This window comes from Saccharopolyspora sp. NPDC000995 (assembly GCF_053599315.1).
Genome location: NZ_JBSFLZ010000025.1, coordinates 1 through 25,838, shown reverse-complemented (window position 1 = coordinate 25,838; position 25,838 = coordinate 1). Strand labels below are relative to the sequence as shown.

Genomic DNA, 25,838 nt, shown 5'->3' with positions numbered 1-25,838 from the left:
GAGCACCTCCACCAGCAGATCGAGGGTTGCGCGTTGACACACCCTAACCGACTCAACATTACTGACAGTGACTGCCAGTAATCGGTAGGGTTGGTGCTGCGAGACACCACAGGAGGAAGCCATGAGCGTTGCCGCCGAGCGCCTGCAGTTGCCCTTCGCGAGGCCGAACGTGCTTGATCTCGCACCGCTGTACGAGGTGCTGCGCCGAGAAGCGCCGGTCACGCCGGTCACCACGCCGGCCGGTGACCCCGCCTGGCTGGTCACGCGCTTCGACGAGGTCCGCGACCTGCTCAGCGACAAGCGCCTCGGGCGGTCGCACCCCGAGCCCGAGCGGGCATCGCGCATCACGACCGCAGCGGTGCAGGACGGCCCCACAGGCAACTACGAGACCGAAGAAGCCGACCACACGCGGATGCGCCGACTGCTAACCCCGGCGTTCTCGGCCAAGCGGATGCGGCTGCTCTCCGGTCACATGCAAGACCTGGTCGACGACTACATCGACCAGTTGGTCGCCGAGCACGACGCCGCGCCCGACGGGATCGTCGATCTGCACGCCGGGCTGGCCTTCCCGCTGCCGGTCGCGGTCATCTGCCAGCTGCTGGGAGTACCCGAGAGCGACCGCGAGCATTTCCGGTCGTTATCCGATCGCATGGCCAGCTACGCCAGCGGGAACGACGCCCACCAGGCGCGGGACGAGTTCGGCACGTACATGGCTGGGCTGGCGGAGGGCAAACGCACCGAGCCGGGTGAGGACGTCATCTCCGACATCGTGCGCGCCCAGAGCGCCGACGAGGGGTTCGACTACTACGAGATGGTCCGCCTGTGCGTCGGACTGCTCTTCGCCGGGCACGAGACGACGGTCAACCGCATCGGACTGGGCACCCTGTTCCTGCTCACCCGCCCCGATCAGTGGCGGTCGCTGACCGCCGACCCCACCGGCCGGGTCAACACCACCGTAGAGGAGATCATGCGCCTGGGAGCACCGGGCGACCTCGGCCTGCTGCGCTACGCCCACACCGACCTCGACGTCGCGGGCACCACCATCCACCGCGGCGATGCCGTCATCCTGTCCATCAACGCCGCTAACCGGGACCGGGCCACCTACTCGAACGCTGAGACCTTCGACCCCGACCGTGAGGAACGCGCCCACCTCGGGTTCGGGCACGGCTCGCACTTCTGCATCGGTGCCAGCCTCGCCCGCACCGAACTCAGGATCGTCTTCGCCACCCTCGCCCAGCGCCTTCCCGGTCTGCGCCTGGCCAAGGACATCGACGAACTGGAGGTGCGCACCACCATCACCGGCGGCGTCATCGAACTGCCCGTGACCTGGTAGCCGCGCCACCACGGAGGAGACGGTCCGATGAAGGTTGCAGTGGACCGAGCAGGACGTTGCGCTGCGCGGTGTTGCCGCGGAAGAGGGTGAGGAAGGGCGCGGCGGGAGGTTTCCCACGCTCCCTGGACATTCTCGAACTCGGGCGTTTCGGCGACCCGGAGCCGGATCACCAACCCGATGACGACCGGCACGATGCTTAGCCCGAACGCGATCCGCCAGCCGTAACCGAGGAACTGCGTCAGGCGGACTGCGCGCTGGTCCGGCAGGTGGGGTCAGTTGACACTCCAGGTGGGGTCTGCTGCGGTTGGCGCGTGATGGTCGCGACGTTGTTCACCAGGTGTCGCCACGTGGGCTTCCACCGCGTGGCGGCGCAGACTTGTCGTTCTTGACCCGGGCTCCAGCCCGTGCCTGCTGATCGGGCGACGTTCCACCACGCCTCGGTGCATCCGTCCACAACGGACTTTGGCGATCCGGTTCCGCACACCGGCCTTCGACTTCAGCCTCCGGCCGCAGCACAACCAGGTGCCAGGACGTCCGCACCCGGAGATCGGATCGCAACTCCACATGCGGGAGATATTGGACCCGGGAACGCTGGCCGACGCCGTCGGGCCGATCGGCGGCTCGGTGGGCCGGTTGTTCGACGCCTGGTCACGGGCCGTCCGGGGCAGGTGAGACCAGGGCGGCGACCGCGGGATCAGCCGCGATCGCTTGCCCCCGTGGTGGTCAGTCCTCCTCCGGTTTGGCGTGGTCCGGCACGCCCGGGTGCGGGTCGCAGGACAGGTCGATCAGCGGGTGCACCCCGGCACCCTCCGGTGCGGCGTGGCTGTGCCTGCCCGTCTCGGCCTCGTTGCTGGGACGGTCGGGTTCGGTGCTCATGTTCTCCTCCGGTCGACCGGAGCCGGTGCGGCAACGGCCAGCGATCACCCTGCACGAGCCGATCGCCCTGCAAGCCGTCGTGGCGGTCCGCTCACGGCTCAGACCGGTGGTAGCTGCTGTTCGACGTCGAGGAGGGACGCGAAGGGGTCCCCGACCGTTGCGATCCGGTCCAGGACGGTGCGGATCGTCCACCGGTCGGGGGTCAGGTCCGGGTCGTCGAGCTCGTCCCACTCCAGTGGGACCGACACCGGGGCGCCCGGCTGGGGGCGGGCGCTGTAGGGGGCGACCAGAGTCTTGTTGATGACGTTCTGGGTGTAGTCCAGCCGCGCCAGGCCGCGGCGGTCGGTCTTCGTCCACGCCCAGCTGACCAGCTCGGGGACGGTGCCGCCGACGGCCTTGGAGACCTTCTCGACCCAAGCCCGGGTTTCCGTGTAGGTGTAGCGCGGTTCGACCGGTACCCAGATCTGGATGCCGCGCTGCCCGGTCACCTTCGGGCGGGCCTCGACACCGAGGTGCTCCATCGCGGTCCGGTGCAGGCGAGCGAGGACGAGCACTTCCTCGAACGTTGTCCTGCTGCCCGGGTCGATGTCGAACAGCGCCCAGGTCGGGTGGTGGACGTCGGACGCGCGCGAGGTCCACGCGTGCAGTTCCAGCGCAGCGTAGTTGGCCAGCCAGGCGAGGGCGGGGACGCTGTCCGGGATGAGGTACCACTGGGTATCGTCCGGGTCGGCATCCTCGTAGCGCCAGCGACGGAGCCAGTCGGGGGCGTGGCTCGGGGCTTCCTTGTGCCAGAAACCGGGTTCGTCCACCCCGTTCGGGAATCGATGCGAGTTCAGCGGCCGGTCGGTGAGGTAGGGCAGCATCACCGGGGCGATCAGCGCGTGGTAGCGGATCAAGTCGCGCTTGGTCACCGGTGCCTCGCCGTCGCGGGCCGGGAACAACACCTTGTCCAGGTTGGTCAGCGCGAGGTTCCGCCCGGCCAGCCGCCATCGGCCCTTGCTGCCGAGCTCGTCGAGCGCCGCCAGCTCCTCGCCGGTGGGCGGATCCCAGTGCGCCTTCGCGCGGGACTTTTTGGCACCCAAGGGAATCTCGGCTTCCGACGGAGGTAGATCGCTGCGCCACATCGCTTCCGGCGCGGCGGCGACCTCCTCGTTGGTGCGGCCGCTGTTCACCGACCGCGGATGATCCTCCGGATCCCAGCCCGGCTCGGCGTGCTCGTCCTTCTTGTGCAGCAGCAGCCACTGCTTCTCGCCGCGCCGCACCAGCACGAACCGGCCCACCAGCTTGTCGCCGTGCAGGTCGAAGTGCAGCGTCCCGGCCTCGATCGCGGCGGCCGGATCGTCCTCCACGGCGTCCCAGGTGCCGCGGTCCCACACGATGACGTCGCCGCCGCCGTACTCGCCGACCGGGATGGTGCCCTCGAAATCGGCGTACTCCAGGGGGTGGTCCTCGACCTGCACGGCCATGCGCCGCGCCGTCGGGTCCAGCGTCGGCCCCTTGGGCACGGCCCAGCTCAGGAGGACGCCGTCCAACTCCAGCCGCAGGTCGTAGTGCCGACGGCGGGCCCGGTGCCGCTGCACGACGAAGCGGTCGCCGGTCGCGCGCACCTCGCCGTCGCCGCTGGGTTCGGCCGTGCGGGTGAAGTCGCGCATCTTCCGGTACTTCGCCAGCCGCTGGTCGTTCACGTCTCCCGGATACCCGATATCAGGCGGCAGCAAAAATCGGGGACCTCACTCCAGCACCAGCAGCTGGCGTTCGGCGGCGATCTCGGCACCGGCCGCTCGTAACTCGGCGACCTCCGGCGCGTCAGGGTGGGCCAGCGGATTGGTGTTGTTGAGGTGGGTGAACAGGAACCGCGACCTCGGGTGGCGGGCGATCTCCGGCAGGGCTGCCCGGATCGGCAGGTGCCCCATGCTGCTCGCGGGGCGGTCGCTGCCGGAGGCATGCGTCAGCTCGGCCTCGGTGAAGAAGGTGCCGTCCAGGAGCACGACGTCGGCGCCATCGATGACCTGCTCGAACGCGTCGCCCCAGGCGGGCAGGCACGGCGCGTACACCAAGCTTCGGCCGGAGCCGGTGAACCGGTAGGCGACGACCCAACCGGTTTCGTGCAGATCGTCCGCGTAGCGGGGGCGCTTGTCGCCGACGACGGCGATCTCGGCAGCGAGCCCGCCCGCCAGCACTTGGCGTTCGGAGACGATTTCCGGCTGAACGGCGGTGTAGCTGCCGATCACCTCGGTGATCGGGAACGCCTGCCGAAGCGCCTGGTGGACGGCGGCGGTCGCGTAGATCGGCAGCCGCGCGGCTTCCCGCAGGGTGAGCAGGCCGAGGGTGTGGTCCAGCTCGGCGCTGGTGAGCAGCACGCCTTCGACGGGGGTGTCCCGGGTGCCCGGCGGTGGACGGAGTTCGGGGGTGCCCAGCAGCTGCGTTCGCAAGTCCGGCGATGCGTTCACCAGGTACCAGGAGTTTCCGTCGCCGCTGATCGCCAGGCAGTCCTGGCTGAGTTGCACGCCGAGTTCTGCGGCCCGGCAGCAGCTCTGGCAGCCGCAGTTCCACTGCGGAAGGCCGCCGCCTGCCGCAGTGCCCAGGACACGTACCCGCATCACATCCGCCTCCGGACTGCGGGCAGCGGTTCGAACCCGGTTCGGATCAGGTCGTGGTGTTCGGACAACGAGCAGGCCGGATCGGTAACCGCCGCGTCGCCGACCAGCTGGTAGGCCTGGCACCGGCAGCCGCCGAAGTCGACGTCCTTCAACGCGCAGCTGTGGCAGGGGTCAGGCATCCACTCGGTGCCCCGGAAGCGGTTGAACGCCGCCGAATCGAACCAGACCGCCTCCAGCGCCGAATCGCGCACCGAGGGAACGTCCAGGCCGGGCAGCTGCCCGGCGGCCAGGCACGGGAGCACGTCGCCGTTCGGGGCCACCGTTAGTTGCCGGCTGCCCCAGCCGTAGTTGCATGGTTTGGGGCGCGGGCTGAAGTAGTCCGCGGTCACGTACACGATCTCCAACCGCTCGCCGTAGAGCTCGCGGGCCAGCGCCGCGTCCGCGTCCGCGAGCCGCACCTGCTCCCGGCTGGGCATCAGGGCGGCGCGATTACGCAAGGCCCAGCCGTAGAACTGGGTGTTGGCCAGCTCGACGCGTTCCGCCCCGAAATCCACTGCGAGTTCGACGATGTCGAGCAACCGCTTGATGTTCCCGCGGTGCAGAACTGCGTTGACGGTCATGGGCAATCCGGTTTCGGCGATGCTGCGCGCGACGATCATCTTGCGGGCGTGCGCGCGACGTCCGGCGACGGCGTCGGCCGACATCGCGGCCGAGTCCTGCACGGACAGCTGGATGTGGTCCAGGCCGGCCTCGGCCAGTTCGTGCAACCGCTTCGACGGCAGGAAGAACCCGCTGGTGACGAGGTTGGTGTACATGCCGAGTCCGCGGGCCGCCGCGACGAGGGAAACGAGGTCCCGGCGCAGTGCCGGTTCGCCACCGGAGAGATGCAGTTGCAGCACGCCGATCGACCTCGCCTGCTCGATGACGCGCAACCAGTCTTCAGTGTCGAGTTCGTCCTGGTAGTCGGCGAGGTTCAGGGGGTTCGAGCAGTACGTGCACTGCAACGGGCACCGATAGGTCAACTCGGCCAGCAAGCCCAGGGGCAGCCCGGATCGCGGAACCTTTAGTTGCGGGCCGGATTCCGCTACCTCCGCCGGTTCCGCCCCCAGCATTCGGCGACGCTCCAGGTCCGCGAGCATCTCGAGCACGGATTCGGCGGTCACTCCCTGGTACGCGGCCGCGAGCTCGCTGACGATGTCGGTGACCGTGCGCTTGGTGTCGCACCTGCTCACGATGTCGGCCGCGGTGTCGTTGAGCAGCAACACGCCTTCCGGGTACAGCAGGGCGTGCCTCGCGCGGACGCGATCATGCACGTACCGGACACCGCGCCGCAACCCGGGGCGGCTGTCGGCGGTCACGTCCATGACTGTCTCTTGTAGTCGACGGCGTCCAACATTGCCCAAAGCACATCGCATTTGAAGGCCAATGCCCGCACCGCGGCGTCCTGCTGCTCGCGTGTCGCGCAGTGGTCGAGCACGACCTGCAGCGTCACGGTGCTGTCCGCGCGGGCGGCCGGAATCCGTCGTTCGAAGTATGCCAGCCCGGCGGGTTCGATCCAGTCGTAGTAGCGCCGCCAGGCCGCCATCCGGTCGGACATGTGATCGGGCGAGAACATCTCGGTCAACGCTGCGGCCACACTCTCGATCCATGGCTTGCGCCGGCAGAAGTTCAGATACGCGTCAACGGCGAACCGAACGCCGGGCAGCACGTGGCGCTCGTCGAGGACCTCGGACCGCTGCAGGCCGACTGCTTCGGCGAGCACCAGCCAGTCGTGCAGGCCGCCTTGGGCGTCGCTGGGTCCGTCCTGGAAGCCTATCCGCTCGACCCAGATCCGCCGCACCTCCGGAAGCGGGCAGTTCGCCGCGATGGCCGCGTTCTTCTGCGACAGGTGCCGCTGGTAGTACCACCGGTTGGCCACCCATAGCCGGATTTCCGGCGGGCTGCAGCGGCCGTCGTGCAAGCGCCGGTGGAACGGGTGCTGCGCCCAGTAGCGCTTCGCCAACCGCTGCAAGGATTCCCGGAACTCGGTCTCGCCCAGCGGCTGGCTCACCGACTGCCGTCGTGCGCGTAAGCGGTTACTTCGGGACGGGTTTCGCACTGCTCGACCAGCGGCGGAGTCCACCTCGGCGGAGCGGGGGCGGGAACGGTTTCCGAAGAAGCGGCCATCACGAGACCTCCATTTCGCAAGAAGGGCAAGCGAAATCGAACCGTACTAGCGCCGAACCGCAAGAATCAAGGTTGCAAACCTTGAACAACACGACCGCCGCAACGGGAACCGCCGATCAGCCGAAAATTTCGCCGCCCGGCTAAGGCAACGGAAAACCGCGCTGCCGGGCAGCCTCGTACAGCAGTACGGTTCCCGCTGAAGCCGCATTCAGCGAACTCGCGGCGCCCCCGATGGGAACCCGGACGACCTCGTCGCACATTTCCTGCCAGGTGGTGCTCATCCCGGTCGTCTCGTTGCCGATAACCAGCAGGACGGGCCGGGTGAGATCGCATTCGGTGATCTCGTAGGTGCCGTTCTCGTCGGTGCCGACGACCGCGATCGGCACCCCGCACCGCCGGTGTTCGGTGACCCAGTCGAGGACGCTGCGCGGTGACGGCACCCGGACCGCAGGCACCGAGAACAGCGACCCCGTGCTCGCGCGCACCGACTTCGGGTCGTAGACGTCTGCGGCATGACCGCTCACGATCAGGCCGTCGGCGCCGAAGGCGTCCGCGGATCGCACCAGGGTTCCGATGTTGCCCGGGCTGGTGGGCCGGTCGAAGACCACGCCCAGGAAGTCCTGCTCGACCGGCAGCCGGTGGAGGTCGTCGGCCCCCAGTTCGGCGACGGCGATGAGTTCCGGTGGCTCGGATTCGCGCTCGCCGAGTTCCCAGAGCAGATCCGGGTGCACTTCAACGGTCTTGGCGGCGCATTCATCGATCAGCCGCCTGGCCCAGGAGGAGAGCTTCCTGCCCGACGGGTACAAGAGATTGCGCAGTGGCCAACCGCGCTCCACCGCGAGCGTAATCGGTCGCACACCGTGGATCAGGAATTCGCCGGAACGCTGTCGTTTGGTGCGGTTCGACAGCAGTGCTTGCCACTGCTGGAAAAGTGCGTTGCGGGTGCTGACGCGAAGACTTTGGCCGGAATGCATTCCTGCGCTGCCCTTGCCGCGGATTTTCCCCGGATCACGTCTTGCGTCTGGCACCGCGCAAGGCTAACAGGCACTGCGGAAGGCGACTTCACTGCGATTCGATGTGACTTGGGACACTGCTCGTCACGCTACTTCGTCGTGTCCCGTTCCTTGTTCGCACTCGGTTGCGCGGATTCTAGAGACGGAACCACGGCGTTTCGGATCGTTGTCGTTGGGGCTGGTTACACCGGGTTGGCCGCGGCGAACCTCCCGGCCCGGTGGACCGATGCCGAGGTGACGTTGATCGACGCGGGTGATCGGTTCGACGAGCGGGTGCGGTTGAACCAGCTCGCCGCCGGGCGGCAGTTCTGCGGGACCTGCCGTTGGCGGAGCTGGTCGAGGGCACCGGCGTGACGTTGGTCGTCGACCGCGTGAGACGGGATCGACGCTTCGGATCGGGTCGTGCGGCTGGCGAACTCGTCGCGCGTCGTGCAGTACGACCTGCTGGTTTACGCACTGGGCATTGCTGCGGACATGGGCTCGGTGCCCGGCGTCGCGGAGCACGTCTACACCGTGGCGACCGCCGATGAGGCCGCGCGGTGCGGGAGCGCATCCTCGGTAGCGATGTGGTCTCGGTGGTCGGTGGTTGCTCTACAGGGAGGCCACGCTCTACAGGGAGGCCATGCTCTACAAGGAGGCCTCCGCGGCACCATCCTGTTCGAGCGGAACCCGGTCATCCCGACCTCGTTCCAACGGTACCGGAGGGCCCGGGTTTCGGCCGGTGAGCTGGCGATCTTCCGGACAGTAGAATCTGCTCGTGGAGCTTTTTCGCGGTGCGCTCGGGGTCGGCGCGGATCAGGCGCTGGAGGTCGCGGTCGCGCATGCGATGTTGCGCGGCGTCAGCAGAGGCGAGTCGGGTCCGGCGGTGCGGGTGTACCGGCCGGACGCCCGAGTCGTCGCCTTCGGACGGCGAGACACGCTGCTACCCGGCTTTCCCGATGCCGTCCGTGCCGTTCGGGACGCCGGGTTCACGCCGGTGGTGCGCGCCCCGGGCGGCCGCGCGGTGGCCTACACCGAGCGGTCTCTGGTGGTCGATCACGTCGGCACCGACCCCGGTTACCTGGGGGGCATGGACGAGCGGTTCGTGGGCTACGCCGAGCTGTGGGCCGGGGTGCTGCGCAACCACGGCGTCGGCGCGCAGGTCGGGGCGGTGCCGGGGGAGTACTGCCCGGGCGCGCACAGCGTGAATGCGAGAGGCAGCGTGAAGCTGGTCGGCACTGCGCAGCGGATGGTGCGTGGCGCATGGCTGTTCAGTGCGGTAGCGATCTTCGACGACGCCGAAGTGCTGCGCCCGCTGCTGACCGACGTCTACCGCCACCTGGATCTGCCCTTCGACGACGACTCGGTGGGCTCGGTGGCCGCGGAGTCGCCCGGCGTATCGCTCGACGACTTCGAAGCCGAGGTCGTTGCGGTCTATGACGAACGATTCGGCTTGGTCCCGACGCGGTTGGCCGACGACCTGTTCACCAAGGCCGGCGAGCTGGCCGACGACCACCGCATCTGAAGCGCGTTCAGGCGGCGGTCACCTCGGGCGCGCAGGCCGCCGGTTCCGGCTCGGGCCGTGAGCGCTTGCGCAGCACCACCATGGCCGATGGCCGCGAAGAGGACCACGCAGATGGCGCCGAAGACGGAAACGATGACGAGCACCGCGCCGTGGCGGCGTCCGCGGTCCGCACGTTCCTGCAGCCCTTCGCGCCGGAGAATGGCTAGAACCGGCGATTACGGGCCGACGTGGATGTGGGCTGCCCAAAGGCGCGGGTCGTGGGGGTGGAGTTGCCGCATCGCCTGCACCGTGCGGTGCAGGGCCTCGGCCGCGTTGGCGGTGTCCAGCACGCCATCTTCGGCCAGGTCGGTGTACAGCGCGTCGATGATCGAACCGTCGCCGTCGACCGACCACAACGGACCGATCACGTGCTGGAAACCCCCGGCGTGGTGGAGCAGCGGCAGCAGTTGGGTGATCGAGTCGGGCGGGTTGCCCGGATCCAGCGCGACCTCGTTCGCTGACACGTAGGCGAACTCCGCCGACGATCGCAGGAGGTCGGCGATGGGCAGCGGGCTGCCGTCGGTGCCGGACAGCCGGCTCGACGCGGAGTCGTGCGCCTTCTGGGTGCCTCGGCAGGCGAAATGCACCGGCCCGGGTTCGGCCAGTGCGGCGAGCACTGCTGCGCGGGTCGATTCGGTGAGTTCGAGGACCTTCGCGGTGGGCCAGCGTTGGGTCACCGAGTCGCCTTCGGCCCGAGCGGTCGCGTGATTGCCGAGGACCACGCGGGGATCGAGGCCGGTCTGGAACTCGGACTGCCGGGCGTGCAGCAACGACTGCAACGTCGCGGTGTAGGACGGCACCGTGCGTTCCAGGACCGACCGTCCGGTGCCGGGGAGTGTCGCGGTTCCGGCCGCGTGCAGCGGCAAGAATGCGGCTGGGCCGGTGGGGCACCACCAGATGCGGGGCCACCGCCGGTCGTCGGCGGGCACTCGGCCGAAGGCGGTGACGTAGTAGTAGCTGAGCACGTTGAACACCGGCTCGGCCACTGAATGCCAGAGCCAGTCCAGCACCTCCCGCACGTCGGCCGCGTTGTCGGCCGACAGCAGGAGCCTGGTGTACTTCGCGGTGCTGCGGACGTCGAGGCTGCGCAGGGTAACCCCGACCGCCTCGCCAGCGGTGACGAGCAGGGCGTGCGATCCGTACGCACTGACGTTAACCAGGACCACGGGGCCGTCCGCGGCGGCGTCGCGGAGTTGCCCGAACGCGGGCGGTGTCAGGTACCGCTCGAAGCCGGGTTGCCTGCGGACCTCGTCCACCAGCTCAGCCCACCGGTCGGCCAGGCGGCGCTGGCGCCCGACTGCCTTCCGCCGCACCGCTGCCCCCAGCAGGTTGTCGGGGAGGTAGTCCAGTTGCCGGCGGACGCGTTGCAGATCCGCCGCGAGCGTGGGGAGTTCGCGGCGCAGCGCGGTGTGCTCATCGCCGGTGCCGAGCGCCTGCGCGAGCAAGAGGTTCCGGCCGTGTTCCAGCAGTTCGACGGCCTGTTTGGGGGTGCCGTCGTGCACCGCGCAGGCGGCCATGTCGGCGACCAGGGCGGTCAGTTCGTATCGCCGAGCGGCGTCCGGGGGCGGCCCGAACCTGGTGACCAGCGGCAGCAGGGCCATCGCCGACTTGAACATAATTGCCGCGTCTTCCCACCGGCCGGTCTCGGCGGCGAGGTGCCCGGCCAGCACCGCAGCCCGCATCCGAGTCGCGGCAGGTGCCGTCGGCAGCTCTGCGGCCGCGCGCAACGTGGCGTGCGCAAGCCGGTAGGTGCGCCGCCGGTTATGCGTGGATTGCCGCCGCAAGACGTTGCACAGCTCGACCGACACCGCCGCACGTTCAGGATCATCCGCTGGCATCGCCGCCAAGACCCGCTGGTACGCGGTGATCGCCGCATTGAGGGTCGACTTGGCCTGTGACTGCTCGAACTCGTGCACGGCGAGGCGGCCGCGATGCATCCAGTAGCCCAACCGCACCGGGCCGTCGGCAGGTGCCAGTCGATCGAGTTCGGCCAGGGCAGCTTCGGCGCGAGCGAGGTCGTCGGCCGCGCCTGCGTTCTCGAAGCGGCAGAGCAGGCAAGCCACGAAGACCCGCAGCGCGCAACAGCGATCCTCGTCCGGCGCGTCGGCGCGGGAAGCGGCCCGGTCCGCGAAATCCACTGCGGCATCGAGCGTGCGTCCGTCCCTGGTGATTGCGAACTGGCGACGCAGCAGTTCGCTGAAGGAAAGCAACACCGCAGAGAGCCGGGGGTCGTCGCCGCGAATCCGCTCGACCGACCGGTCGAGCACCTCGACCGCTTCGTCCAGCGCGCCGCGTTCCGCGGTGCAGTCGAAGTGCTCCGCGCCTGCGCCAGCCAGATTGAACAGCGCCGTTGAGAGGAGCCCGTCGTCGCGCGGGCTGCTCGTCGCAGCGCGGCTCAACGTGTCCACCGCGTATCGGAGGTCTTCGGGATCTCCGTCTTCGTCGAAGCGCATGCGCAGGGCCACGCCGAGCCGGCACAGCGCCACCCGGAGATCCGCTCCGCCGGGCAGCTCATCAGCGGCGTCGTGCAGCAGTTGAATGGCGGCGTCGAGCTTCTCGACGTCGGAGTCCTGGTTGAAGCAGTTGACCAGCGCAGTGCCCACCCGCAAGAGCAGGGTCGGCCGCTCCGGCAGGTCGAGCGGCGCGTCCGCGGCAGCTTCGCGCAGCACGTCAACGATTTCGTCCGTTCCGGTGCCGCCGAGCCGGCGCATCCGCAGTGCGTCTACCAGCCGCAAGAGCGCCGTGACGCGATGCCTCGATCCCAGCGACGCGAAGTCGGCCGCTTGCCGGGCGGCCGTCACGGCTTCCTCGGCGAGGTCCGGGCGTCGGCTGCACCGCGCCTGCTTGAGCAGCGCGAGGCTGAGATTGGACCAGTAGAGCCGCCGCTGCGGATCGGTGCGTCGCGCCGAGTCAAGAGCTTCCCGGTAGTACCTGATAGCTTCGTCCAGATCCGCCGGGCGGCCGTCGGCTTCGAACCAGAGGTGCATGGCATTGCCGAGGTTGTTCACGGCGGCGGCACGTTGCGCGTCGTTGAGTGGAATCTCTGCCACGATGCGCGACAACGCCTCGGTTGTCTCTGGGAGCGCAGCGAGATCACGGCTTCGCACCATGTGCTGGAGCGCGGCGATGACCGCGTCGTGGCTCGCTGCCTGCGGACCGCTCGGCGAACTGGTCATCAAGCTCCACTAGGTTCGGACACATCGGTGACAGGTGGCAGGGTGCGGCCAATCCGGCAGCTTTGGCATCCGCCGAACGGCGGTGCCCGGCACCCGCACGGCCGGTGCCGTTCGCCGATCGGTGCAGCGGAAATGTTTGGAGCGCTTGCGGAAACGCGAGGTCGGTCCGGAGGTTGCAGGTTGCTGCCGCACAGAGGTTAATCGCTTGACCGACCCACCGCTGTCCGGCAGATTGAGTTGTAATACCTTAACAGCGAGGTTGCTTGGAGAACCCGTGCCTGGCGAACCCGGCTCGTTGACCGACGATGCACGTCGATGAGGAGGCCGAAGATGTTCCGCACGACCACATCGGGCATCCCGAGCGGCCTTCGCGCGTTGCCCGCCGATCCCCCTCACCGCATCCGGTTGGACTAGTCGGTCGAATTATCACAGTGGACTGATTCGGATTCCCTTCTTAGTGCGCGGGAATTCGCTGTTCTGTCGATTGAGAGTTGAGAGGAAGGAAACGCAGTGTCGATTCAACAATCCAATGTGGAGGTTCTGGACGGCGCGGACGAGGCGTCGAGCGAACACTCCGCGTTCGAGGCGGACTTCGATCTGGACGAGAGCCACCTGGTGCGTGGCTACAATTGACGCACCGGTCGGTCAGCCCGTCGGCTGGTGGGGGCCGAGCCCCTGACGGGTGTAGGCCACGTGGTCCCGCATCAGCTGCTCGGTTCGAAGCACATCCCCGCCCAGCACCGCGTTGAGCAGGTCGCGGTGCTGATCGGCTGCGTGGCGCAACCCGCCCTCGTGCGCGAGCGCACGTGCCGAACAGCCAGGTCTGGTCGCGCAGCCGGGCCATGTTGTCCAGCAGGCGCCGATTCCCGGCGAGCTCGACGAAGTCCCAGGGCAACGTCCGGTCCGCCTCCAGAACGAGTCCATCTCGCCGGCGTCGGCGTAGCGCTGCATCTCCCGGGCCAGCTCGTCGAAGTGCTCCCGGTGCGTCACCGGCGGGTTGGTGGCGAGCTTCGTCAGGCTGGCGACTTGCTGAAGCTCCCGCGGCTCGTAGACGTCGTCCATGTCCTGCGGCGGTCAACTCGACGACCCGGTATCCGCGGTTGCGGACCGGGATTAACGGGCCCCCGTTGACGAGTTCGAGCAGCGCCTCGAGCACCGTCGTCACGGAGACCCGAGTTCGGCGGCCGTGGCCTGCGCGGAGTAGATCTTGCCGGGGCTGATGCGGCCGGTGACCAATGAGGTCCGGATGCGGCGGCGCGCCTGCTTGCGCAAGCGGAGACGCCCACCGGAGACCACCTCGGTCATGCGTCTGGCCCCTCTGTCCCTGTCGTGAACTTTCAATCACTGTCGCACGCAAACCGAAAATTTTTGATATAACTCCTCGCGCTCCGCCCAGGGTTGCATCGGGCGGGAGCCGTCGCGGCAACGCGTCCTGTTTGGACATTGGAATTCGGTCGAGCACGGTCGTCCAGGCAGGCACCGAAGCCCTGCGCCGAGCCCGGTGTTGGCTAGGATTGCCGGGTAAGCGCGACCAGCACGGCAAGGCGGCGGATGAGCGTGGCAGACACCCGAGGGCCCTCGGTTGCGGGTGCCCAGACCCTCGACCGGGGAATCCGTATCCTCTGGCACTTGGCCGAGCGGCCGAACGGCGAGACGCTGACCGAGATGGCGCGTTCACTGGGGATCAACCGCAACGCGTTGCACCGGATGCTGGAGGCGCTCGCCGCGCACAACCTCGTCCGACGGACCGAGGACAAGCGGTTCCACCTCGCCCACGGGCTCGTGGAGCTGGCATCGGCGGTGGACAGCGATCTGCGCGGGCTGGCTTACCCCATCATGGCGGCGTTGGCCGACTCGGTCGACGCGACGGTGCACCTGATGGTGCCGATCAGCGATATCGAGGTGCAGGCGGTGCTGGTGGTCGAGCCGCGGCTGGCCGCGGCGCACATCGCGTTCCGGACCGGGCAGCGCCACCCGATAGACCGGGGCTCCGGCGGCATCGCGATCCTGGCGGCCCGCCCGGCTCGCGACGACGATTCGGCCGAGGTGATGGCGGCTCGCGAGCAGGGCTACGCAGTGTCCACCGGGCATGTGATCCCGGGCGTCATCGGCGTTTCGGTACCGGTGGAGACGCCGTCAACGATGTCGGAGGTCAGCATCGGCGTTTCCCTCGTCGACCCGGACGCGGTCGCCCAGGTGGCGCCGCAGGTGGTGAAGGCGGCCCGCGAGCTCAGCGCCCAGCTGTTCGCCTCGCGCTCGCGGGTGCGCTGATCCGGGTGCGCGGCCGGGCCTGTTCGCGCACCGCGACCAGGCGTCACGGCCGGCAGACCGGATCTGTCCCGTCCCGGCGGGAGCGGACCCAGGCGGGGTTCAGGCTGTCGGTGATGCGCTCCACCCGGACCTCGTCGAAGACCACGACCCGGTCGGCGATGCGCCACCGGCCCTCGCGGCGCTCGAACCGGTCCACGTAGCGGCACCGGATGCTCGCCAGCTCCTGGTCGGATGCGCCGTCTTCCGGCGCCTGCCGGAGGTAGCAGAGGCAGTACGACTCGACCTCGGCCGTGTCGTCGCCAGTGAAGTCGATGAGCACGTTGCTGATGAAATGCTGGGACGAGTCGATCGTGGCGTGCCGCCGCCGGATGTCCTCGACCAGCCCGCTCACCGGACCGTGGTAGCCGCCGTGGTTGTCGATGGCGTCGGGGAAGTAGCAGTCCCGGATGCCGTCGTAGTCGAGCCGGTCCACCGCCCTCGCGTAGCGGTACAGCACCTGCTCGATGGCGACCCGATCGTCCGATGTGGTCATGCGGCGCTCCCTGCCGCATTAAGCCTTCGTGCTGCTTCTTGCCCCGCGACCCGGCCGAGCACCAGGGCGTGGGCCACGGAATTCCCGCCGCCCACGTAGCGCTCGCCCAGTATCCCCCCGGCTGCTTCACCCGCCGCGAACAACCCCGGAACCACTTGACCTCCGGTGTCGAGCACGCGTGCGCGGCTGTCGATGCGCAGCCCGGTGTGCGTGCACACCAGTTCCGCCGGGAACATCCGGACCGCGTAGAACGGACCGGTTTCCACCGGGGGCAGCCGCGGGTCGACCTGCTTGGCGGCCAACGACTCATGCCGGAGGAAGTCCTCGTCGTGTCCCCGCCCGAACATGGCGTTGAACCGCTCGACGGTGCGGACCAGGTTGTCCTCCGGCACACCCATCCGCGTGGCGAGCTCGCGCAACGTGTCAGCGCGCCGGACGGCGCCTTCGTCGACCTCTTCTAGCACCCGGTCCGCGGACCAGTCGGCGTACCCGGGCGGCAGGCCGGTGCGGGCCGCTTCGTCGAAGACCGCCCAGACGAACCCGCCGTGGCCCTTGAGGATGCCGGGACTGACCGCGTACGGGGCGTCCTCGTCCATGCACCGGTGACCGTCGGTGTTGACGTGGATCCTGGACGCCGGCGGGAATCCGCTCTGCCAGTGGTGGAACCGCTGGAACTCGGCGGTTACCAGCAGCAGGCCCCAGCCGTGGCCAAAGAGCGACAGGCCGTGCCGCTCGGCCAGCGTGATGTGATCGCCCCGGCTACCGGGGGCGGCGACTACGAACAGGCTGTCGCCCGCGATGCCGGCGTCCGGGAAGTACTCCCGCACCAGGTCGGGGTTCTGCGCCAGCCCACCGCTTGCGACGATCACCGAAGGCGCGGTTACCTCCGCATCGTCGACGACCACCCCGCGCACCACCGATCCATCGCGGACCAGGTCGGTGGCGCGGCTGCCGAGGGCGAGATCGACCTTGAGCCGTTGGCGGGCGCGGTCCAGGGCCTGGACGAGCCCGTATCCTTGGTCTTTCGGCACGTGGCCGCGCCAGACGTCCTCGACGCCGGCGCGGGTCAACCCCGGCATGTGGGCATTCCGGGACAGCTGGGCGGGAATCTCGACACCGAGGTCGAGCAGCCAGTCGATGAGCGTGCCGGACTGCTCGCAGAACATCCGCGTCGGACCGGGCAGCACTCGCCACTGGTTGAGGTCCATGTAGTGCTGGTACATGCGTTCCGGGGAATCCTCGACGCCCAGCGCCCGCTGCACGCCGGTGGCCGCGGCGGTCAGCATCCCGGCGGAGAGCTGCGTCGAACCGCCGATCTCGGCCTCGGATTCCAGCACCAGCACACGCAGCCCCTGCTGCGCCGCCGACACCGCCGCCGCCAACCCGGCGCCTCCGGCGCCGATGACGACGAGGTCGTAGTCGTAACTCATGGATATACCTCAGATGTGCTGGGAGCCGCCGTCGACCGGGATTACCGCGCCGGTGATGTACCGCGCGCTGTCGGACAACAGGAAGTACAGGGCGCCGAAGACCTCGATGGGCGCGCCGACCCGGTGCAGCGGCACGGTGCTGAGCGCGCGGTCGAGCGCCGCCGGGTCCTCCCGTACCCACCGCGTCATCTCGGTGTCGACGAAGCCGGGCGCGATCGCGTTGACCCGGATGTTGTCCGAGCCCAGTTCCACGGCCATGCAGTTGGTCAGGTGCCGCACGGCCGCCTTGGATGAGTTGTAGGCCGCCCGGGTGGCCCGCACCCGGACCCCGGCCACCGAGGCCATGTTGACAATCGCGCCACCGCCGTTGGCGCGCATGTGCCGGGCCGCCGTCTGCCCGCCGTAGACGACGCCGTTGACGTTGACCTGGTAGGTGGCGGTGAGCTGTTCCGGCGGGATCTCGGTGAACTCGGCCTGCGGGAAGATCCCCGCGTTGTTGATCCAGAAGTCGACGCGGCCGAACTCGTCGAGCGCCGCGCGCAGCAGGCCGTTGTGGTCTCTGGGGTCGGTGACGTCGGCGCGGTGGCCGACGACCCGGCCGCCGTCGGTGATTCGTCCGTTGACCTGGTTGGCGACCTCGGGCGCACCGGTGAGGTCACCGGCCACCACGTTGATGCCGCGCCGGGCGAGCTCGATGGCGAATACCGCGCCCATGCCGCGACCCGCACCGGTCACGACGGCGACCTTGCCGACGAGTTCGGGGTAGCTCGCGAAGATGGGGCTGTCGTCCGCGCGCGTCGGGTTGGCCTGGTCGTTGGCAGTCGGTGCCGTCATTGGGGCTTCTCCAGGTGTTCGTAGGAAGGGCTGGTTCAGTCGCAGGTGACTACCCGCTCGGCGATCCGCCAGAGTCCGCCGTGGCGGACGAAGTGGTCGTCGACGGTGGTGACCCGGTCGATGGCCACCGCGTCGGAGTCCCCGCGCCGCGTGGTACGCACGATGAGCAGGTTGGCCTTGGCGTGGCACTCCTCCGCGCCGACCTCGCGGTCGATGCAGACGTTGGTGACGATGTGGTGTGCCCGGGGGTTGTTCGCGGCGAAGGCGGCGGCGAACTTGGTGAGCGCTTCCCGGCCGCGGACGGGCTCGGGATAGGTGGGGGAGCGGAACACGCCGTTGGGGGCGAAGGTCTCGGCCCACTGCTGGGCCGCGCCGCCGTCGATGGCGTGGGCCTGCTTCCCGAGCAGGTTCAGGATTTCAAGCAGCGGACCGGTCACGAGGCGTCCTCGGACAGGGCAGTGGTGATGCGGTGGTAGATGCCGCTGGACACCAGGCCGCCGTCGACCACTAGTTCGGTGCCGTTGATGTAGGACGCCTCGTCGGAGAGCAGGAATGCGACGGCCCGCGCGATCTCCTCGGGCGAGGCCACCCGGCCGGCGGGAACGCAGCGGAGGCTCTCGTCGACGAACCGGCTGTCACCGGAACGCAGCAGCGGGGTGTCGACCAGCCCCGGGTGGACGGAGTTCACCCGGATACCCCCGGCCGCGAACTCAAGGGACGCCACCTTGGACAGTCCCCGCACACCCCATTTGCTCGCCCCGTAGGAAGCCGAGAAGTAGCCGACCATCCCGGCGATCGAGGACACGTTGACCACCGACGCGCCACCGGCCTGGGCCAGCGGATCGGCGAGGAATTTCATGCCGAAGAAGACGCTGGAGAGGTTTATGTCCACGACCCGGCGCCAGTCGTCGACCGACGTTTCGGCGATGCCCTTCCGGAAGCTCACGCCGGCGTTGTTCACGAGCCCGTGCAACGCTTTCCCGTCGAGTGTCGCAGCGAGCCCTTCCCAGGCGCCGGGGTCGGCCACGTCGAGCTGGTGGGCCCGGCCGGTGCCACCCGCCGCGGTGATCTCGTCGGTGACGGCGCGGGCGGCATCCAGATCGATGTCGGCGACCAGCACGTCCGCGCCTTCCCCGGCGAGGCCGAGCGCCTCCGCCCGGCCCATGCCGCTGCCGGCGCCGGTCACCACGATCCGGCGGTCGCGAAACCTGGCTGTCATAGCGCGAGTTCCCTTCCCTTGGTCTCCTTGAGGAAGAACGAGGTGACAAGGCTGATCAGGGCGCAGGCGACGAAGTACCCGGCGGGGGCGAGCTTGTTGCCCGTCGAACTCACCAGCAGCGTCGCGATGAACGGGGCGGTGCCGCCGAGCAGCATGTTGGTCACGTTGTTGCCCAACGCGATTCCGCTGTACCGGAAGCGGGCCCGCAGCATCTCGGCGTACGTGGCGAACGAGACGCCGTTGACCACCGAGACGCAGATGAACAGCACGGCCGGACCCATGATCGCCAGCGGCGCGGGACCGTCGGCCATCAGCATGAACATCGGCACCCCGAGCAGCGCCCCGGCCACGGAACCGCCGATGAACACCGGTTTGCGCCCGATGCGATCGCCGAGGTACCCCGAGATCGGCAGGGTGATCACGCCCAGGACCATCGCGATGCAGGTCGCGGCGAAGGCGAACTGCGGTGAGCGCTGCCCGGCGGTTTGCAGGTACGTCGCGGCGTAGACCGAGGCGATGTAGTAGCCGCCGGTGATCAGCGCGCCGAGCAGAATAATGGTGAGGATCTGCCGCCACGCGGTCGAAAGCACCGCGAACAGCGGGACCTTCACCACTTCGCTCTGCTGCTGGATGTCCTCGAAATGCTCGGTTTCGTCCAGCGAGTTGCGGATCCACAGCCCGACCAGGCCGATGACCAGGCTCAGCAGGAACGGGATGCGCCAGCCCCAGGCCGCGATCTGCTCGGCCGAGAGCCCCGTGGTGAGCGCGAGCGCCATCAGGGAGGCGCACAGCGACCCGATATAGGTACCGGAGTTGACCATCGACGTCTGGAAGGCGCGCCATTTGGGCGGGGCGTGCTCGGAGACGAACGAGTTGGCGCCGCCGAGCTCGCCGCCGGCGGCGAAGCCCTGCAGGCACCGCGACAGCGTAAGCAACGCGGTTGCCCAGACGCCGAGCGTGGCGTACGTGGGCAGCAGGCCCATCAGAGCGGTGGCCACCGCCATCAGCAGGATCGTCCAGGTCAGCGCCTTCTTGCGGCCGTACTTGTCGCCGATGTGGCCGAAGAAGATGCCACCCGGCACGCGGAGGAAGAACGCCACGGCGAACGCGGCGAAGGTGCCGAGCAGTGCCGCGGTCGGATCGTCCTCGACGAAGAAGTGGGCGCTGACCATGGTCGCCATGTAGCCGTAGATGCCGAAGTCGTAGTACTCGACGACGGTGCCCAGGATGGCGGCGCGGATGACCTTGGTGTGTGACTGCGCGGGCCGCGCGCCCGCTTGGTCGGCGGGTGCGACACCTTCGGTGGTGGAATTCGCCATTGAATGTCCTTCGGTGCGGTCCTCGCGGCCTCGTCCGGGACGGATGAGCGCAATGTTCAAATAATGAGCAAGATGTTCACTAATTGGGAGTATATGGACCGGCCGAGCAGCTTGGCAATGGTCGAGACTGCCCCACGAAGCCCAGTTCACATCCACGCGAGTTGACTAGCCCTGGTCGGGTGGATGGGGCGCGACGGAACCGAATGGCGCAGGGACAGCATCCGGTCGGTGCCGCACGGCCTCATGCCGGGGTGCAATCGTGTGCTGCGGCTCTGCCTTGATCCCGCATGTCGGGGGGAGGCGCGCGCTCGTGCGAACCGTCCGGAGCGCAGCGGTGGTGGTCAGGCCGTGATGTGGTCGCGCAGCTGTGTTGCCAGGTCGCGGATATCGCGGGCGATGACGTCCCAAGCTTCGGTGGGGCGCAGGTCGGGCCGCTGGGTGGTGCCGTACTCCTGCGGCCGCGCGACGAACGCTGTCCGAAGGCCCGCGCTGCGGGCCGCGGCCAGGTCCGAGTTGTGCGCCGCGCACAGCATGACTCGGTGCGGCGGCAGGTCGAGCAGTCGCGCCGCGCCGAGGTAGGCGTTCGGGTCCGGCTTGTAGGACCGGGTCACGTCGGAGCCGATGATGACGTCCCAGGGCAGCCCGGCGTGCTTGGCCAGGTTGGTCAGCAGTGCGAGGTGTCCGTTGGACAGCGGGCCGATGATGAAGTGCCGCTTGAGCTCGATCAGCCCGGGCACGCTGTCCGTCCAGCAGTCCAGCCGGTGCCAAACCCGGTTGAGCCATTCCAAGTCGGCCGGCTCGATCCGCTCGATGGGCAGGCCCATCTCCTGCGCCGTGGCGATCAGGTTCTCCCTGTGCAACTCGTCCAGGGTGGCGAACTCCCGGGCGCCGCTGCGGATGGGCTCCATCGAGAGCTGGTAGCGCGCTCGCCACCGCAGCGCGAACTCGGCGGCGTCGACCTCGAATCCATATCGGTAGGCGATCGCCTCCACGGCGTCGGCCACGCCGGACTTCCAGTCGACGACGGTGCCGAAGGTGTCGAAGACAACGGCGTCGACGATCCGCTGCGGAGCTGCCGGAGCTCCCGGTCCGATCGCCATCGCTGGGCCTCCCTCGTTGGGCCGCGCTTCGCAGGTCGACCCTAGCAAGGAGTCAAGGCGGAATGTAGATCCACTCCGCGAGATCTGCTCGCCAGTGACCCGCATTTGTCCTATGTGGACGGTATTCCACGTCGGCGGGGTGGCGCGGGTTTGCTCGGCGAGCAGTGCGATGACGTCGGCGATGTCGTTGCGGCGGGCGTGCGCCAGGCGCTGGCGGTGAGCGCCGCTGCCATCCCGCAGCGCGCGGTCGAGGAGGTCGGTCACCAGTCGGGTGTCACCGCTGGCGTCCAGGGCGGGCAGGGCTGCCTTGACTGTCTCGTCCAGGAGAGATCGTGCAGGCCTGAGCTTCCCGGTCACGTCCAGGCCCTGCCCCTCCAGTCCGTCGTGCGCGGCGCGCCACGTGGCGAGGCGGAGGTGCTCGTCGGGGAGCTCGGGTGCGGGGCGGTCCTCGGCGATGGCGTGCAGTGCTGCTGCGGCCAGTGCGCGCACCAAGAGCGCTAGCAGTAGTGCTTCTTCCGCTGTGGCGACGGCGTCCGCCACCCGAACTTCCAATGTGGACAGATGCGGCGCGGGGCGGGCGAACCAGTAGACCATGGCGTGGTCCAGCGCGGCGCCGCTGGCCAGCAGCGTATCGACGCAGCGTTGGTAGGAGGCCGGATTCCGGTGCATCGGCGGCGGTCCGGCCGATGGCAGCCGGGACCAGACGACCGTGCGCCAGCTGGCGTGGCCGGTGTCCCGGCCGTCGTAGAACGGGGAGTTCGCGGTGAGCGCGAGCAGCGCCGGGAGGTGCGGGCGCAGGTGGTTGGACACCGCGAGGCTGGTGGCCAGGTCGGGCATGCCGACGTGGACGTGGCAGCCGGCGGTGGTGTGCGAGTCCAGCAGTTGCCCGAAGTGGTCGCTGATGTGCCGGTATCGGGGAGTGTCGGTGATCGGGACGGAGTCGGGGATGCCGAGCGGGGAGTACCCGGTGGAGACCAGTCGAAGGTTGCGACGGTCGGCCGCGGCGGCGAGGGTGCGCCGGGCCGCGAGCAGGTGTTCGCGGGCCTCGGCGGCGGTGCGGCAGACGGGGGTATTCGATTCCAGCTGGAAGCGGGTGAACTCGGTCTTGAAGGTGCTCGTGGCGTCGCCTTCGACCGCCGCGATTTCACCGAGGGCCTCTGCGGCTCGTGGTGCCGGGTGGCCGGTCTCGGGGTCCAGCAGCAGGAACTCCTCTTCGATCCCGAAGGTGGAGAGGGGCGAGCCGCGATGCATCGGATGCCCTTTCCGTCGGCTCGCCTGGTAAGTCTACTGTGGACGCATTATTCAGGCCGGCCCGGTGCGAGTCGGGGTTCAACACCGGGCCGGGGACTTTTGGGACCGGCGCCAGGGGCGGCGGGCCGGAGCATGCGTTCGCCAGGGACCGAGTGATCCTCACGTGCTCGGCCGCCGATCGGTCTCCCCGTTCTCGGTCACGATCGAAAGTATGGAGAAGCCAGCGCGCGCATTTCAAGCAATCCGCGCAACATCCCGGTATTCCAACCCGAACGGCCCAGTTGATCACGACAGTTGCATCACCCGGTTCGGCTGTTTGAGTTGCGCGACGGGCCGACGCTTGACCGAATGCAGGTATTGCACAGACGATGCATGAGTCTTCCGAACAAGGAGGAGCAAGTGAAGTTGACCTTCCAGGGAACGACGTCGCACGCCGGTACCTGCCCCACGCTGTACAGCACCGACCAGGGAACCTACGTCGTCCAGGGCTACAAGGTCACCGATCCGGAAGCGCTTGCCGCACTTAGGGAGCGCGGTCTTCCCGACCACGAGACCGCGGTGGAGGTTCCGGCTGCTCTGCTCAACTTCGTGCCGAAGGCAGCGCCGTGAGTACCTGGGTGTTACCCGGCGCGGAGTTCGAGGAACTCCTGCGCTCGTTCCGGCACCGGGCGTGGCGGTGGGAATGCCAGGGCACCTACCGCCAGCCCGCCGAAGCCGAACCCTGGCGCCGCTGGCGGGCCGGCGAACCGGACGACCTGACCTGGCTGAGGCCCTGGCTCGACGAGGTCGCGTCCGCGACCCGGGCGGGCCGGATCTTCTCCCGGGTCCGGGTCTTCCGGGATCCGCCTACCGAATACCAGCGCTGGCAGCTCGACGTCAGTCCGGCCAACATCGCTGCCGGCGAGGACCTGCAAGTGCTCACCCAGGCCGAGGCGGACGCGCTGGACCTGCCAGCCCGCGACTTCTGGCTCTTCGACGAGACCAAGGTCGCGTTGATGCACTTCGAGAACCAGCGATTCGCTGGCACCGAGATCATCGCCAGCCCGGGGGAGGTGAACCGGTATCGGGCCTGGCGGGACATCGCATGCGATCATGCGATTCCGCTGATGGTTTACCTGCACGACCTGACCCAGAGGAGCCGGTGACCGACTTCGACACTCGCCGCCTGGCGTTCGGCGACGCGCTGCGTCGGCTGCGCCTGGCGGCCGGGCTGTCCGGGAAACAGCTCGCTCAGCATGCCGGGTGGACGCCGTCCAAGGTCTCGCGGGTGGAGACGGCGAAGCAGTCCGTATCCGACGCGGACGTGGTCACCTACTGCCGGCTGACCGATGCTGCCGAAGATGTAGTGGCCGATCTGCGGCAGGAGCTGCGCGAGATCCGCATCGAGGCAGCGAGCTGGAAGCGCCAGCTGCGCACCGGGAACCGGGCCCGACAGGAGTACAGCCAGCAGATCGAGCACGGCGCCGAGCGCATCCGTCTGTTCGAGATCGCGCTGGTACCCGGTCTGGTGCAGACCGCCGAGTACGCCCGGCACGTCTTCGAGGTGGTTGCGGACCTGCACCAGAGCCCGCGGGACGTCACCGAGTCGGTCGAACGGCGAATGTCCCGCCAGAGCGTGCTTTTCAGCCCGCGGACCGCGGTCGAGATCCTCTGCTCGGAGGCCGCGCTGCGGCATCCCATCGCCCCGCCCCAGGTCATGGTCGCCCAGCTGGACCGGTTGCTGGCGCTCGCCGGAATGTCGACGATGCGACTGGCGATCCTGCCGCTGGACGCGCAGCTCACGGCGGTTCCGCTGCACGGCTTCGTCATCATCGACGACCTCGCGCTGGTGGAGACGGTCAATACGGAGATGACCGTCACCGAGGCCGAAGACCTGGCGCGGTTCCACCGTCTTTTCGACGCTCTGTCGGCTGCGTCGTTGGAGGATGCTGCGGCCCGCTCGCTGTTGCGGCGGCTCATCGCGCACTACGCCGCGTCCGACCAGCCGTGAGTCTTTGAACTGGGCGAGCGGCGATCGCGAGGAAAACCGCGGCGAGCGCCCTCCGCCCAAGCACGCGCCTGTCGCGATTGCGGACCTGGTGCAGGCCCGTCAGCGGCTGCGCCGCGAAACCATTGTGTAACTACGCTGGCCGCCGACCGATGATCCATAGCACCGGGCCGCTGCGGTGGGTGTGCACGGCTCCCACTCCTGCGGCCTGCAGCGACTCGGCGACCTCGGCGGCGTCGAAGAACACCAGGCCGGACCGGTCGCCGACCAGCCTCGCCGCGTGATGCAGCAGGCCGCCGCGCGGCGTCGGCACCATGACTGCGATCCAGCCGCCGGGGGCGAGCACCCGTGCCATCCCGGCCAGCACCTCGTGCGGGTTGGGGATCAGCTGCAGCGCGGCGAAGCTGGTGACGAGGTCGAAGGTGCCGTCGGGGAACGGTAGCTCGCGAGCGTCGGCGCGGATGAACCCGACGTTTTCGGTGGTCTCGGTGCGGGCGGCCCGCGCCAGCATCGCCCCGGAGACGTCGATGCCGATCGCGAGCCCGGTCGGGCCGACTGCGCGCCCCAGCCGGGCGGTGACGTTGCCGGGCCCGCAGCCGATGTCCAGCACCCGCCCGCCGGCGGGCGGGTGCGCCTGGGTGGGCAGCCCGAACCAAATCGGGAGCACGAACCGGGCGAGCGACTGCGCGTGGTCGTAGAGGGCCGAACCGGGTCCAGGTATCCGCGGCTGGTGTCCGGATGCTCTGGTGTGGGCGTCAACAACGGCAGCACCCGCTCGAAAACTGCAGGCACGGACTCGTCGGTCATGCGAACCTCCCGCCGGTTGGCACCACCCAGCCTAGGGCGACGGCGCCACCAGCGACCAGTCGTCCGGGCCGGACGCCGCAGGGCCTGCACCGCCCGGAGAGATTGCCTGGTTCGAGATCTTCACAGCGCGCGTTCCAGAGGAGAGGATTTAGCGACTTTGCACGTTTCGCGCTGCCCAACCGGTCACGGAGGAGTGCCCATGACACCCCCTGTGTCAACCTTAAGATCGAAATCAGGCAGCGACCGGCGTGTTCGTGGTCTGTCGGGCGCCGCCGTGCAGGATCGGGTCGTAGGGCGTGCCGTTCTGCCAGCAGCGCCACATGACGCGGACCCAGGCTCGGGCGAGGATGCGCACGGCGTGGGGGTGGTCTTTGCCATCGG

General features: G+C 68.8%; 27 protein-coding genes. 10 read left to right on the top strand and 17 right to left on the bottom strand.

Annotated elements, in window-relative coordinates; genetic code table 11:
- Positions 1 to 121 precede the first annotated feature (121 nt).
- Both ACWDKQ_RS11605 and ACWDKQ_RS11600 read left to right on the top strand, forming a co-directional pair.
- Entirely contained in the window at positions 122 to 1,333 is a 1,212-nt protein-coding gene (locus ACWDKQ_RS11605) for a cytochrome P450 (protein WP_450138689.1), read from the top strand.
- Positions 1,334 to 1,795: 462 nt separating this feature from the next.
- Positions 1,796 to 2,005, top strand: a complete 210-nt coding sequence (locus tag ACWDKQ_RS11600) for a hypothetical protein (RefSeq protein WP_450138688.1) — start codon at positions 1,796 to 1,798, stop codon at positions 2,003 to 2,005.
- 51 nt (positions 2,006 to 2,056) lie between these two features.
- Here the strand turns inward: ACWDKQ_RS11600 and ACWDKQ_RS11595 are convergent, their stop codons facing one another.
- From ACWDKQ_RS11595 to ACWDKQ_RS11570, 6 genes are all read right to left on the bottom strand, one after another.
- Entirely contained in the window at positions 2,057 to 2,209 is a 153-nt protein-coding gene (locus ACWDKQ_RS11595; protein ID WP_450138687.1) for a hypothetical protein, read from the bottom strand.
- A gap of 98 nt (positions 2,210 to 2,307) precedes the next feature.
- Positions 2,308 to 3,861 carry a non-homologous end-joining DNA ligase LigD gene (gene ligD, locus ACWDKQ_RS11590; protein WP_450138724.1) on the bottom strand — a complete coding sequence of 518 codons (1,554 nt, stop codon included), beginning with the start codon at positions 3,859 to 3,861 and terminating at the stop codon, positions 2,308 to 2,310.
- Positions 3,862 to 3,939: 78 nt separating this feature from the next.
- Positions 3,940 to 4,809: a pyrroloquinoline quinone biosynthesis protein PqqB gene (gene pqqB, locus ACWDKQ_RS11585; RefSeq protein ID WP_450138686.1), complete on the bottom strand. Its 870-nt coding sequence runs from the start codon at positions 4,807 to 4,809 to the stop codon at positions 3,940 to 3,942.
- Positions 4,809 to 6,173, bottom strand: a complete 1,365-nt coding sequence (gene pqqE / locus ACWDKQ_RS11580) for a pyrroloquinoline quinone biosynthesis protein PqqE (RefSeq protein WP_450138685.1) — start codon at positions 6,171 to 6,173, stop codon at positions 4,809 to 4,811. Before pqqE ends, pqqB begins: the two co-directional genes overlap by 1 nt.
- Positions 6,164 to 6,859: a pyrroloquinoline-quinone synthase PqqC gene (pqqC, locus tag ACWDKQ_RS11575; protein WP_450138684.1), complete on the bottom strand. Its 696-nt coding sequence runs from the start codon at positions 6,857 to 6,859 to the stop codon at positions 6,164 to 6,166. Before pqqC ends, pqqE begins: the two co-directional genes overlap by 10 nt.
- 256 nt (positions 6,860 to 7,115) lie before the next feature.
- Positions 7,116 to 7,949, bottom strand: a complete 834-nt coding sequence (locus ACWDKQ_RS11570; protein WP_450138683.1) for a TrmH family RNA methyltransferase — start codon at positions 7,947 to 7,949, stop codon at positions 7,116 to 7,118.
- Between the two features lie 231 nt (positions 7,950 to 8,180).
- Here ACWDKQ_RS11570 and ACWDKQ_RS11565 point away from each other — a divergent pair, with 231 nt between their 5' ends.
- The 3 genes from ACWDKQ_RS11565 to ACWDKQ_RS11555 all read left to right on the top strand — a co-directional run bounded on the left by ACWDKQ_RS11565 (position 8,181) and on the right by ACWDKQ_RS11555 (position 9,698).
- On the top strand, positions 8,181 to 8,342 hold the full coding sequence (locus tag ACWDKQ_RS11565; protein WP_450138682.1) for a hypothetical protein: 162 nt from the start codon (positions 8,181 to 8,183) through the stop codon (positions 8,340 to 8,342).
- A gap of 403 nt (positions 8,343 to 8,745) precedes the next feature.
- On the top strand, positions 8,746 to 9,492 hold the full coding sequence (locus ACWDKQ_RS11560; protein WP_450138681.1) for a lipoate--protein ligase family protein: 747 nt from the start codon (positions 8,746 to 8,748) through the stop codon (positions 9,490 to 9,492).
- A gap of 65 nt (positions 9,493 to 9,557) precedes the next feature.
- Positions 9,558 to 9,698: a hypothetical protein gene (locus ACWDKQ_RS11555; RefSeq protein ID WP_450138680.1), complete on the top strand. Its 141-nt coding sequence runs from the start codon at positions 9,558 to 9,560 to the stop codon at positions 9,696 to 9,698.
- Positions 9,699 to 9,707: 9 nt separating this feature from the next.
- Here the strand turns inward: ACWDKQ_RS11555 and ACWDKQ_RS11550 are convergent, their stop codons facing one another.
- A complete protein-coding gene (locus ACWDKQ_RS11550; RefSeq protein WP_450138679.1) occupies positions 9,708 to 12,707 on the bottom strand; it encodes a CHAT domain-containing protein in 3,000 nt (999 codons plus the stop codon).
- A gap of 510 nt (positions 12,708 to 13,217) precedes the next feature.
- Between ACWDKQ_RS11550 and ACWDKQ_RS11545 the strand changes: the two genes are divergently transcribed.
- A complete protein-coding gene (locus tag ACWDKQ_RS11545) occupies positions 13,218 to 13,340 on the top strand; it encodes a hypothetical protein (protein ID WP_450138678.1) in 123 nt (40 codons plus the stop codon).
- A gap of 12 nt (positions 13,341 to 13,352) precedes the next feature.
- Here the strand turns inward: ACWDKQ_RS11545 and ACWDKQ_RS11540 are convergent, their stop codons facing one another.
- On the bottom strand, positions 13,353 to 13,769 hold the full coding sequence (locus ACWDKQ_RS11540) for a hypothetical protein (protein WP_450138677.1): 417 nt from the start codon (positions 13,767 to 13,769) through the stop codon (positions 13,353 to 13,355).
- Between the two features lie 99 nt (positions 13,770 to 13,868).
- Positions 13,869 to 14,012, bottom strand: coding sequence for a hypothetical protein (locus tag ACWDKQ_RS11535; protein WP_450138676.1), 144 nt, complete (start codon positions 14,010 to 14,012; stop codon positions 13,869 to 13,871).
- Between the two features lie 252 nt (positions 14,013 to 14,264).
- Between ACWDKQ_RS11535 and ACWDKQ_RS11530 the strand changes: the two genes are divergently transcribed.
- Positions 14,265 to 14,978, top strand: a complete 714-nt coding sequence (locus ACWDKQ_RS11530) for an IclR family transcriptional regulator (protein ID WP_450138675.1) — start codon at positions 14,265 to 14,267, stop codon at positions 14,976 to 14,978.
- Positions 14,979 to 15,021: 43 nt separating this feature from the next.
- Here the strand turns inward: ACWDKQ_RS11530 and ACWDKQ_RS11525 are convergent, their stop codons facing one another.
- The 7 genes from ACWDKQ_RS11525 to ACWDKQ_RS11495 all read right to left on the bottom strand — a co-directional run bounded on the left by ACWDKQ_RS11525 (position 15,022) and on the right by ACWDKQ_RS11495 (position 22,663).
- Entirely contained in the window at positions 15,022 to 15,510 is a 489-nt protein-coding gene (locus ACWDKQ_RS11525; protein WP_450138674.1) for a nuclear transport factor 2 family protein, read from the bottom strand.
- Complete coding sequence (locus ACWDKQ_RS11520; protein WP_450138673.1) at positions 15,507 to 16,940, bottom strand: FAD-dependent oxidoreductase; 1,434 nt, start codon at positions 16,938 to 16,940, stop codon at positions 15,507 to 15,509. The genes ACWDKQ_RS11525 and ACWDKQ_RS11520 overlap by 4 nt, the downstream gene beginning before the upstream one ends.
- Before the next feature lie 9 nt (positions 16,941 to 16,949).
- Positions 16,950 to 17,774, bottom strand: a complete 825-nt coding sequence (locus ACWDKQ_RS11515) for an SDR family NAD(P)-dependent oxidoreductase (RefSeq protein WP_450138672.1) — start codon at positions 17,772 to 17,774, stop codon at positions 16,950 to 16,952.
- Positions 17,775 to 17,809: 35 nt separating this feature from the next.
- On the bottom strand, positions 17,810 to 18,211 hold the full coding sequence (locus ACWDKQ_RS11510) for a nuclear transport factor 2 family protein (protein ID WP_450138671.1): 402 nt from the start codon (positions 18,209 to 18,211) through the stop codon (positions 17,810 to 17,812).
- Positions 18,208 to 18,993 carry an SDR family NAD(P)-dependent oxidoreductase gene (locus ACWDKQ_RS11505; RefSeq protein WP_450138670.1) on the bottom strand — a complete coding sequence of 262 codons (786 nt, stop codon included), beginning with the start codon at positions 18,991 to 18,993 and terminating at the stop codon, positions 18,208 to 18,210. The genes ACWDKQ_RS11510 and ACWDKQ_RS11505 overlap by 4 nt, the downstream gene beginning before the upstream one ends.
- Entirely contained in the window at positions 18,990 to 20,312 is a 1,323-nt protein-coding gene (locus tag ACWDKQ_RS11500; RefSeq protein ID WP_450138669.1) for an MFS transporter, read from the bottom strand. The genes ACWDKQ_RS11505 and ACWDKQ_RS11500 overlap by 4 nt, the downstream gene beginning before the upstream one ends.
- A gap of 341 nt (positions 20,313 to 20,653) precedes the next feature.
- Positions 20,654 to 22,663 (bottom strand): haloacid dehalogenase type II, encoded by a 2,010-nt coding sequence (locus tag ACWDKQ_RS11495; RefSeq protein ID WP_450138668.1) that lies wholly within the window; start codon positions 22,661 to 22,663, stop codon positions 20,654 to 20,656.
- A gap of 399 nt (positions 22,664 to 23,062) precedes the next feature.
- Here ACWDKQ_RS11495 and ACWDKQ_RS11490 point away from each other — a divergent pair, with 399 nt between their 5' ends.
- From ACWDKQ_RS11490 to ACWDKQ_RS11480, 3 genes are read left to right on the top strand one after another with little or no spacing between them, the layout of a single operon-like run.
- Positions 23,063 to 23,272, top strand: a complete 210-nt coding sequence (locus ACWDKQ_RS11490; RefSeq protein WP_450138667.1) for a hypothetical protein — start codon at positions 23,063 to 23,065, stop codon at positions 23,270 to 23,272.
- Positions 23,269 to 23,808, top strand: coding sequence for a DUF6879 family protein (locus tag ACWDKQ_RS11485; protein ID WP_450138666.1), 540 nt, complete (start codon positions 23,269 to 23,271; stop codon positions 23,806 to 23,808). The genes ACWDKQ_RS11490 and ACWDKQ_RS11485 overlap by 4 nt, the downstream gene beginning before the upstream one ends.
- Positions 23,805 to 24,653 (top strand): helix-turn-helix domain-containing protein, encoded by an 849-nt coding sequence (locus ACWDKQ_RS11480; RefSeq protein WP_450138665.1) that lies wholly within the window; start codon positions 23,805 to 23,807, stop codon positions 24,651 to 24,653. Before ACWDKQ_RS11485 ends, ACWDKQ_RS11480 begins: the two co-directional genes overlap by 4 nt.
- 130 nt (positions 24,654 to 24,783) lie before the next feature.
- Here the strand turns inward: ACWDKQ_RS11480 and ACWDKQ_RS11475 are convergent, their stop codons facing one another.
- The gene (locus tag ACWDKQ_RS11475) at positions 24,784 to 25,317 is read right to left on the bottom strand and encodes a methyltransferase domain-containing protein (RefSeq protein WP_450138664.1); all 534 of its coding nucleotides are present in this window, start codon (positions 25,315 to 25,317) and stop codon (positions 24,784 to 24,786) included.
- Positions 25,318 to 25,838: the final 521 nt, after the last annotated feature.

Coding starts and splice junctions, on each gene's coding strand:
- ACWDKQ_RS11605 (WP_450138689.1), top strand. CDS start 122: ATGAGCGTTGCCGCCGAGCGCCTGCAGTTGCCCTTCGCGAGGCCGAAC.
- ACWDKQ_RS11595 (WP_450138687.1), bottom strand. CDS start 2,209: ATGAGCACCGAACCCGACCGTCCCAGCAACGAGGCCGAGACGGGCAGG.
- ligD (WP_450138724.1), bottom strand. CDS start 3,861: ATGCGCGACTTCACCCGCACGGCCGAACCCAGCGGCGACGGCGAGGTG.
- pqqB (WP_450138686.1), bottom strand. CDS start 4,809: ATGCGGGTACGTGTCCTGGGCACTGCGGCAGGCGGCGGCCTTCCGCAG.
- pqqE (WP_450138685.1), bottom strand. CDS start 6,173: ATGGACGTGACCGCCGACAGCCGCCCCGGGTTGCGGCGCGGTGTCCGG.
- ACWDKQ_RS11570 (WP_450138683.1), bottom strand. CDS start 7,949: ATGCATTCCGGCCAAAGTCTTCGCGTCAGCACCCGCAACGCACTTTTC.
- ACWDKQ_RS11550 (WP_450138679.1), bottom strand. CDS start 12,707: ATGACCAGTTCGCCGAGCGGTCCGCAGGCAGCGAGCCACGACGCGGTC.
- ACWDKQ_RS11540 (WP_450138677.1), bottom strand. CDS start 13,769: ATGGACGACGTCTACGAGCCGCGGGAGCTTCAGCAAGTCGCCAGCCTG.
- ACWDKQ_RS11535 (WP_450138676.1), bottom strand. CDS start 14,012: ATGACCGAGGTGGTCTCCGGTGGGCGTCTCCGCTTGCGCAAGCAGGCG.
- ACWDKQ_RS11525 (WP_450138674.1), bottom strand. CDS start 15,510: ATGACCACATCGGACGATCGGGTCGCCATCGAGCAGGTGCTGTACCGC.
- ACWDKQ_RS11520 (WP_450138673.1), bottom strand. CDS start 16,940: ATGAGTTACGACTACGACCTCGTCGTCATCGGCGCCGGAGGCGCCGGG.
- ACWDKQ_RS11515 (WP_450138672.1), bottom strand. CDS start 17,774: ATGACGGCACCGACTGCCAACGACCAGGCCAACCCGACGCGCGCGGAC.
- ACWDKQ_RS11505 (WP_450138670.1), bottom strand. CDS start 18,993: ATGACAGCCAGGTTTCGCGACCGCCGGATCGTGGTGACCGGCGCCGGC.
- ACWDKQ_RS11500 (WP_450138669.1), bottom strand. CDS start 20,312: ATGGCGAATTCCACCACCGAAGGTGTCGCACCCGCCGACCAAGCGGGC.
- ACWDKQ_RS11495 (WP_450138668.1), bottom strand. CDS start 22,663: ATGCATCGCGGCTCGCCCCTCTCCACCTTCGGGATCGAAGAGGAGTTC.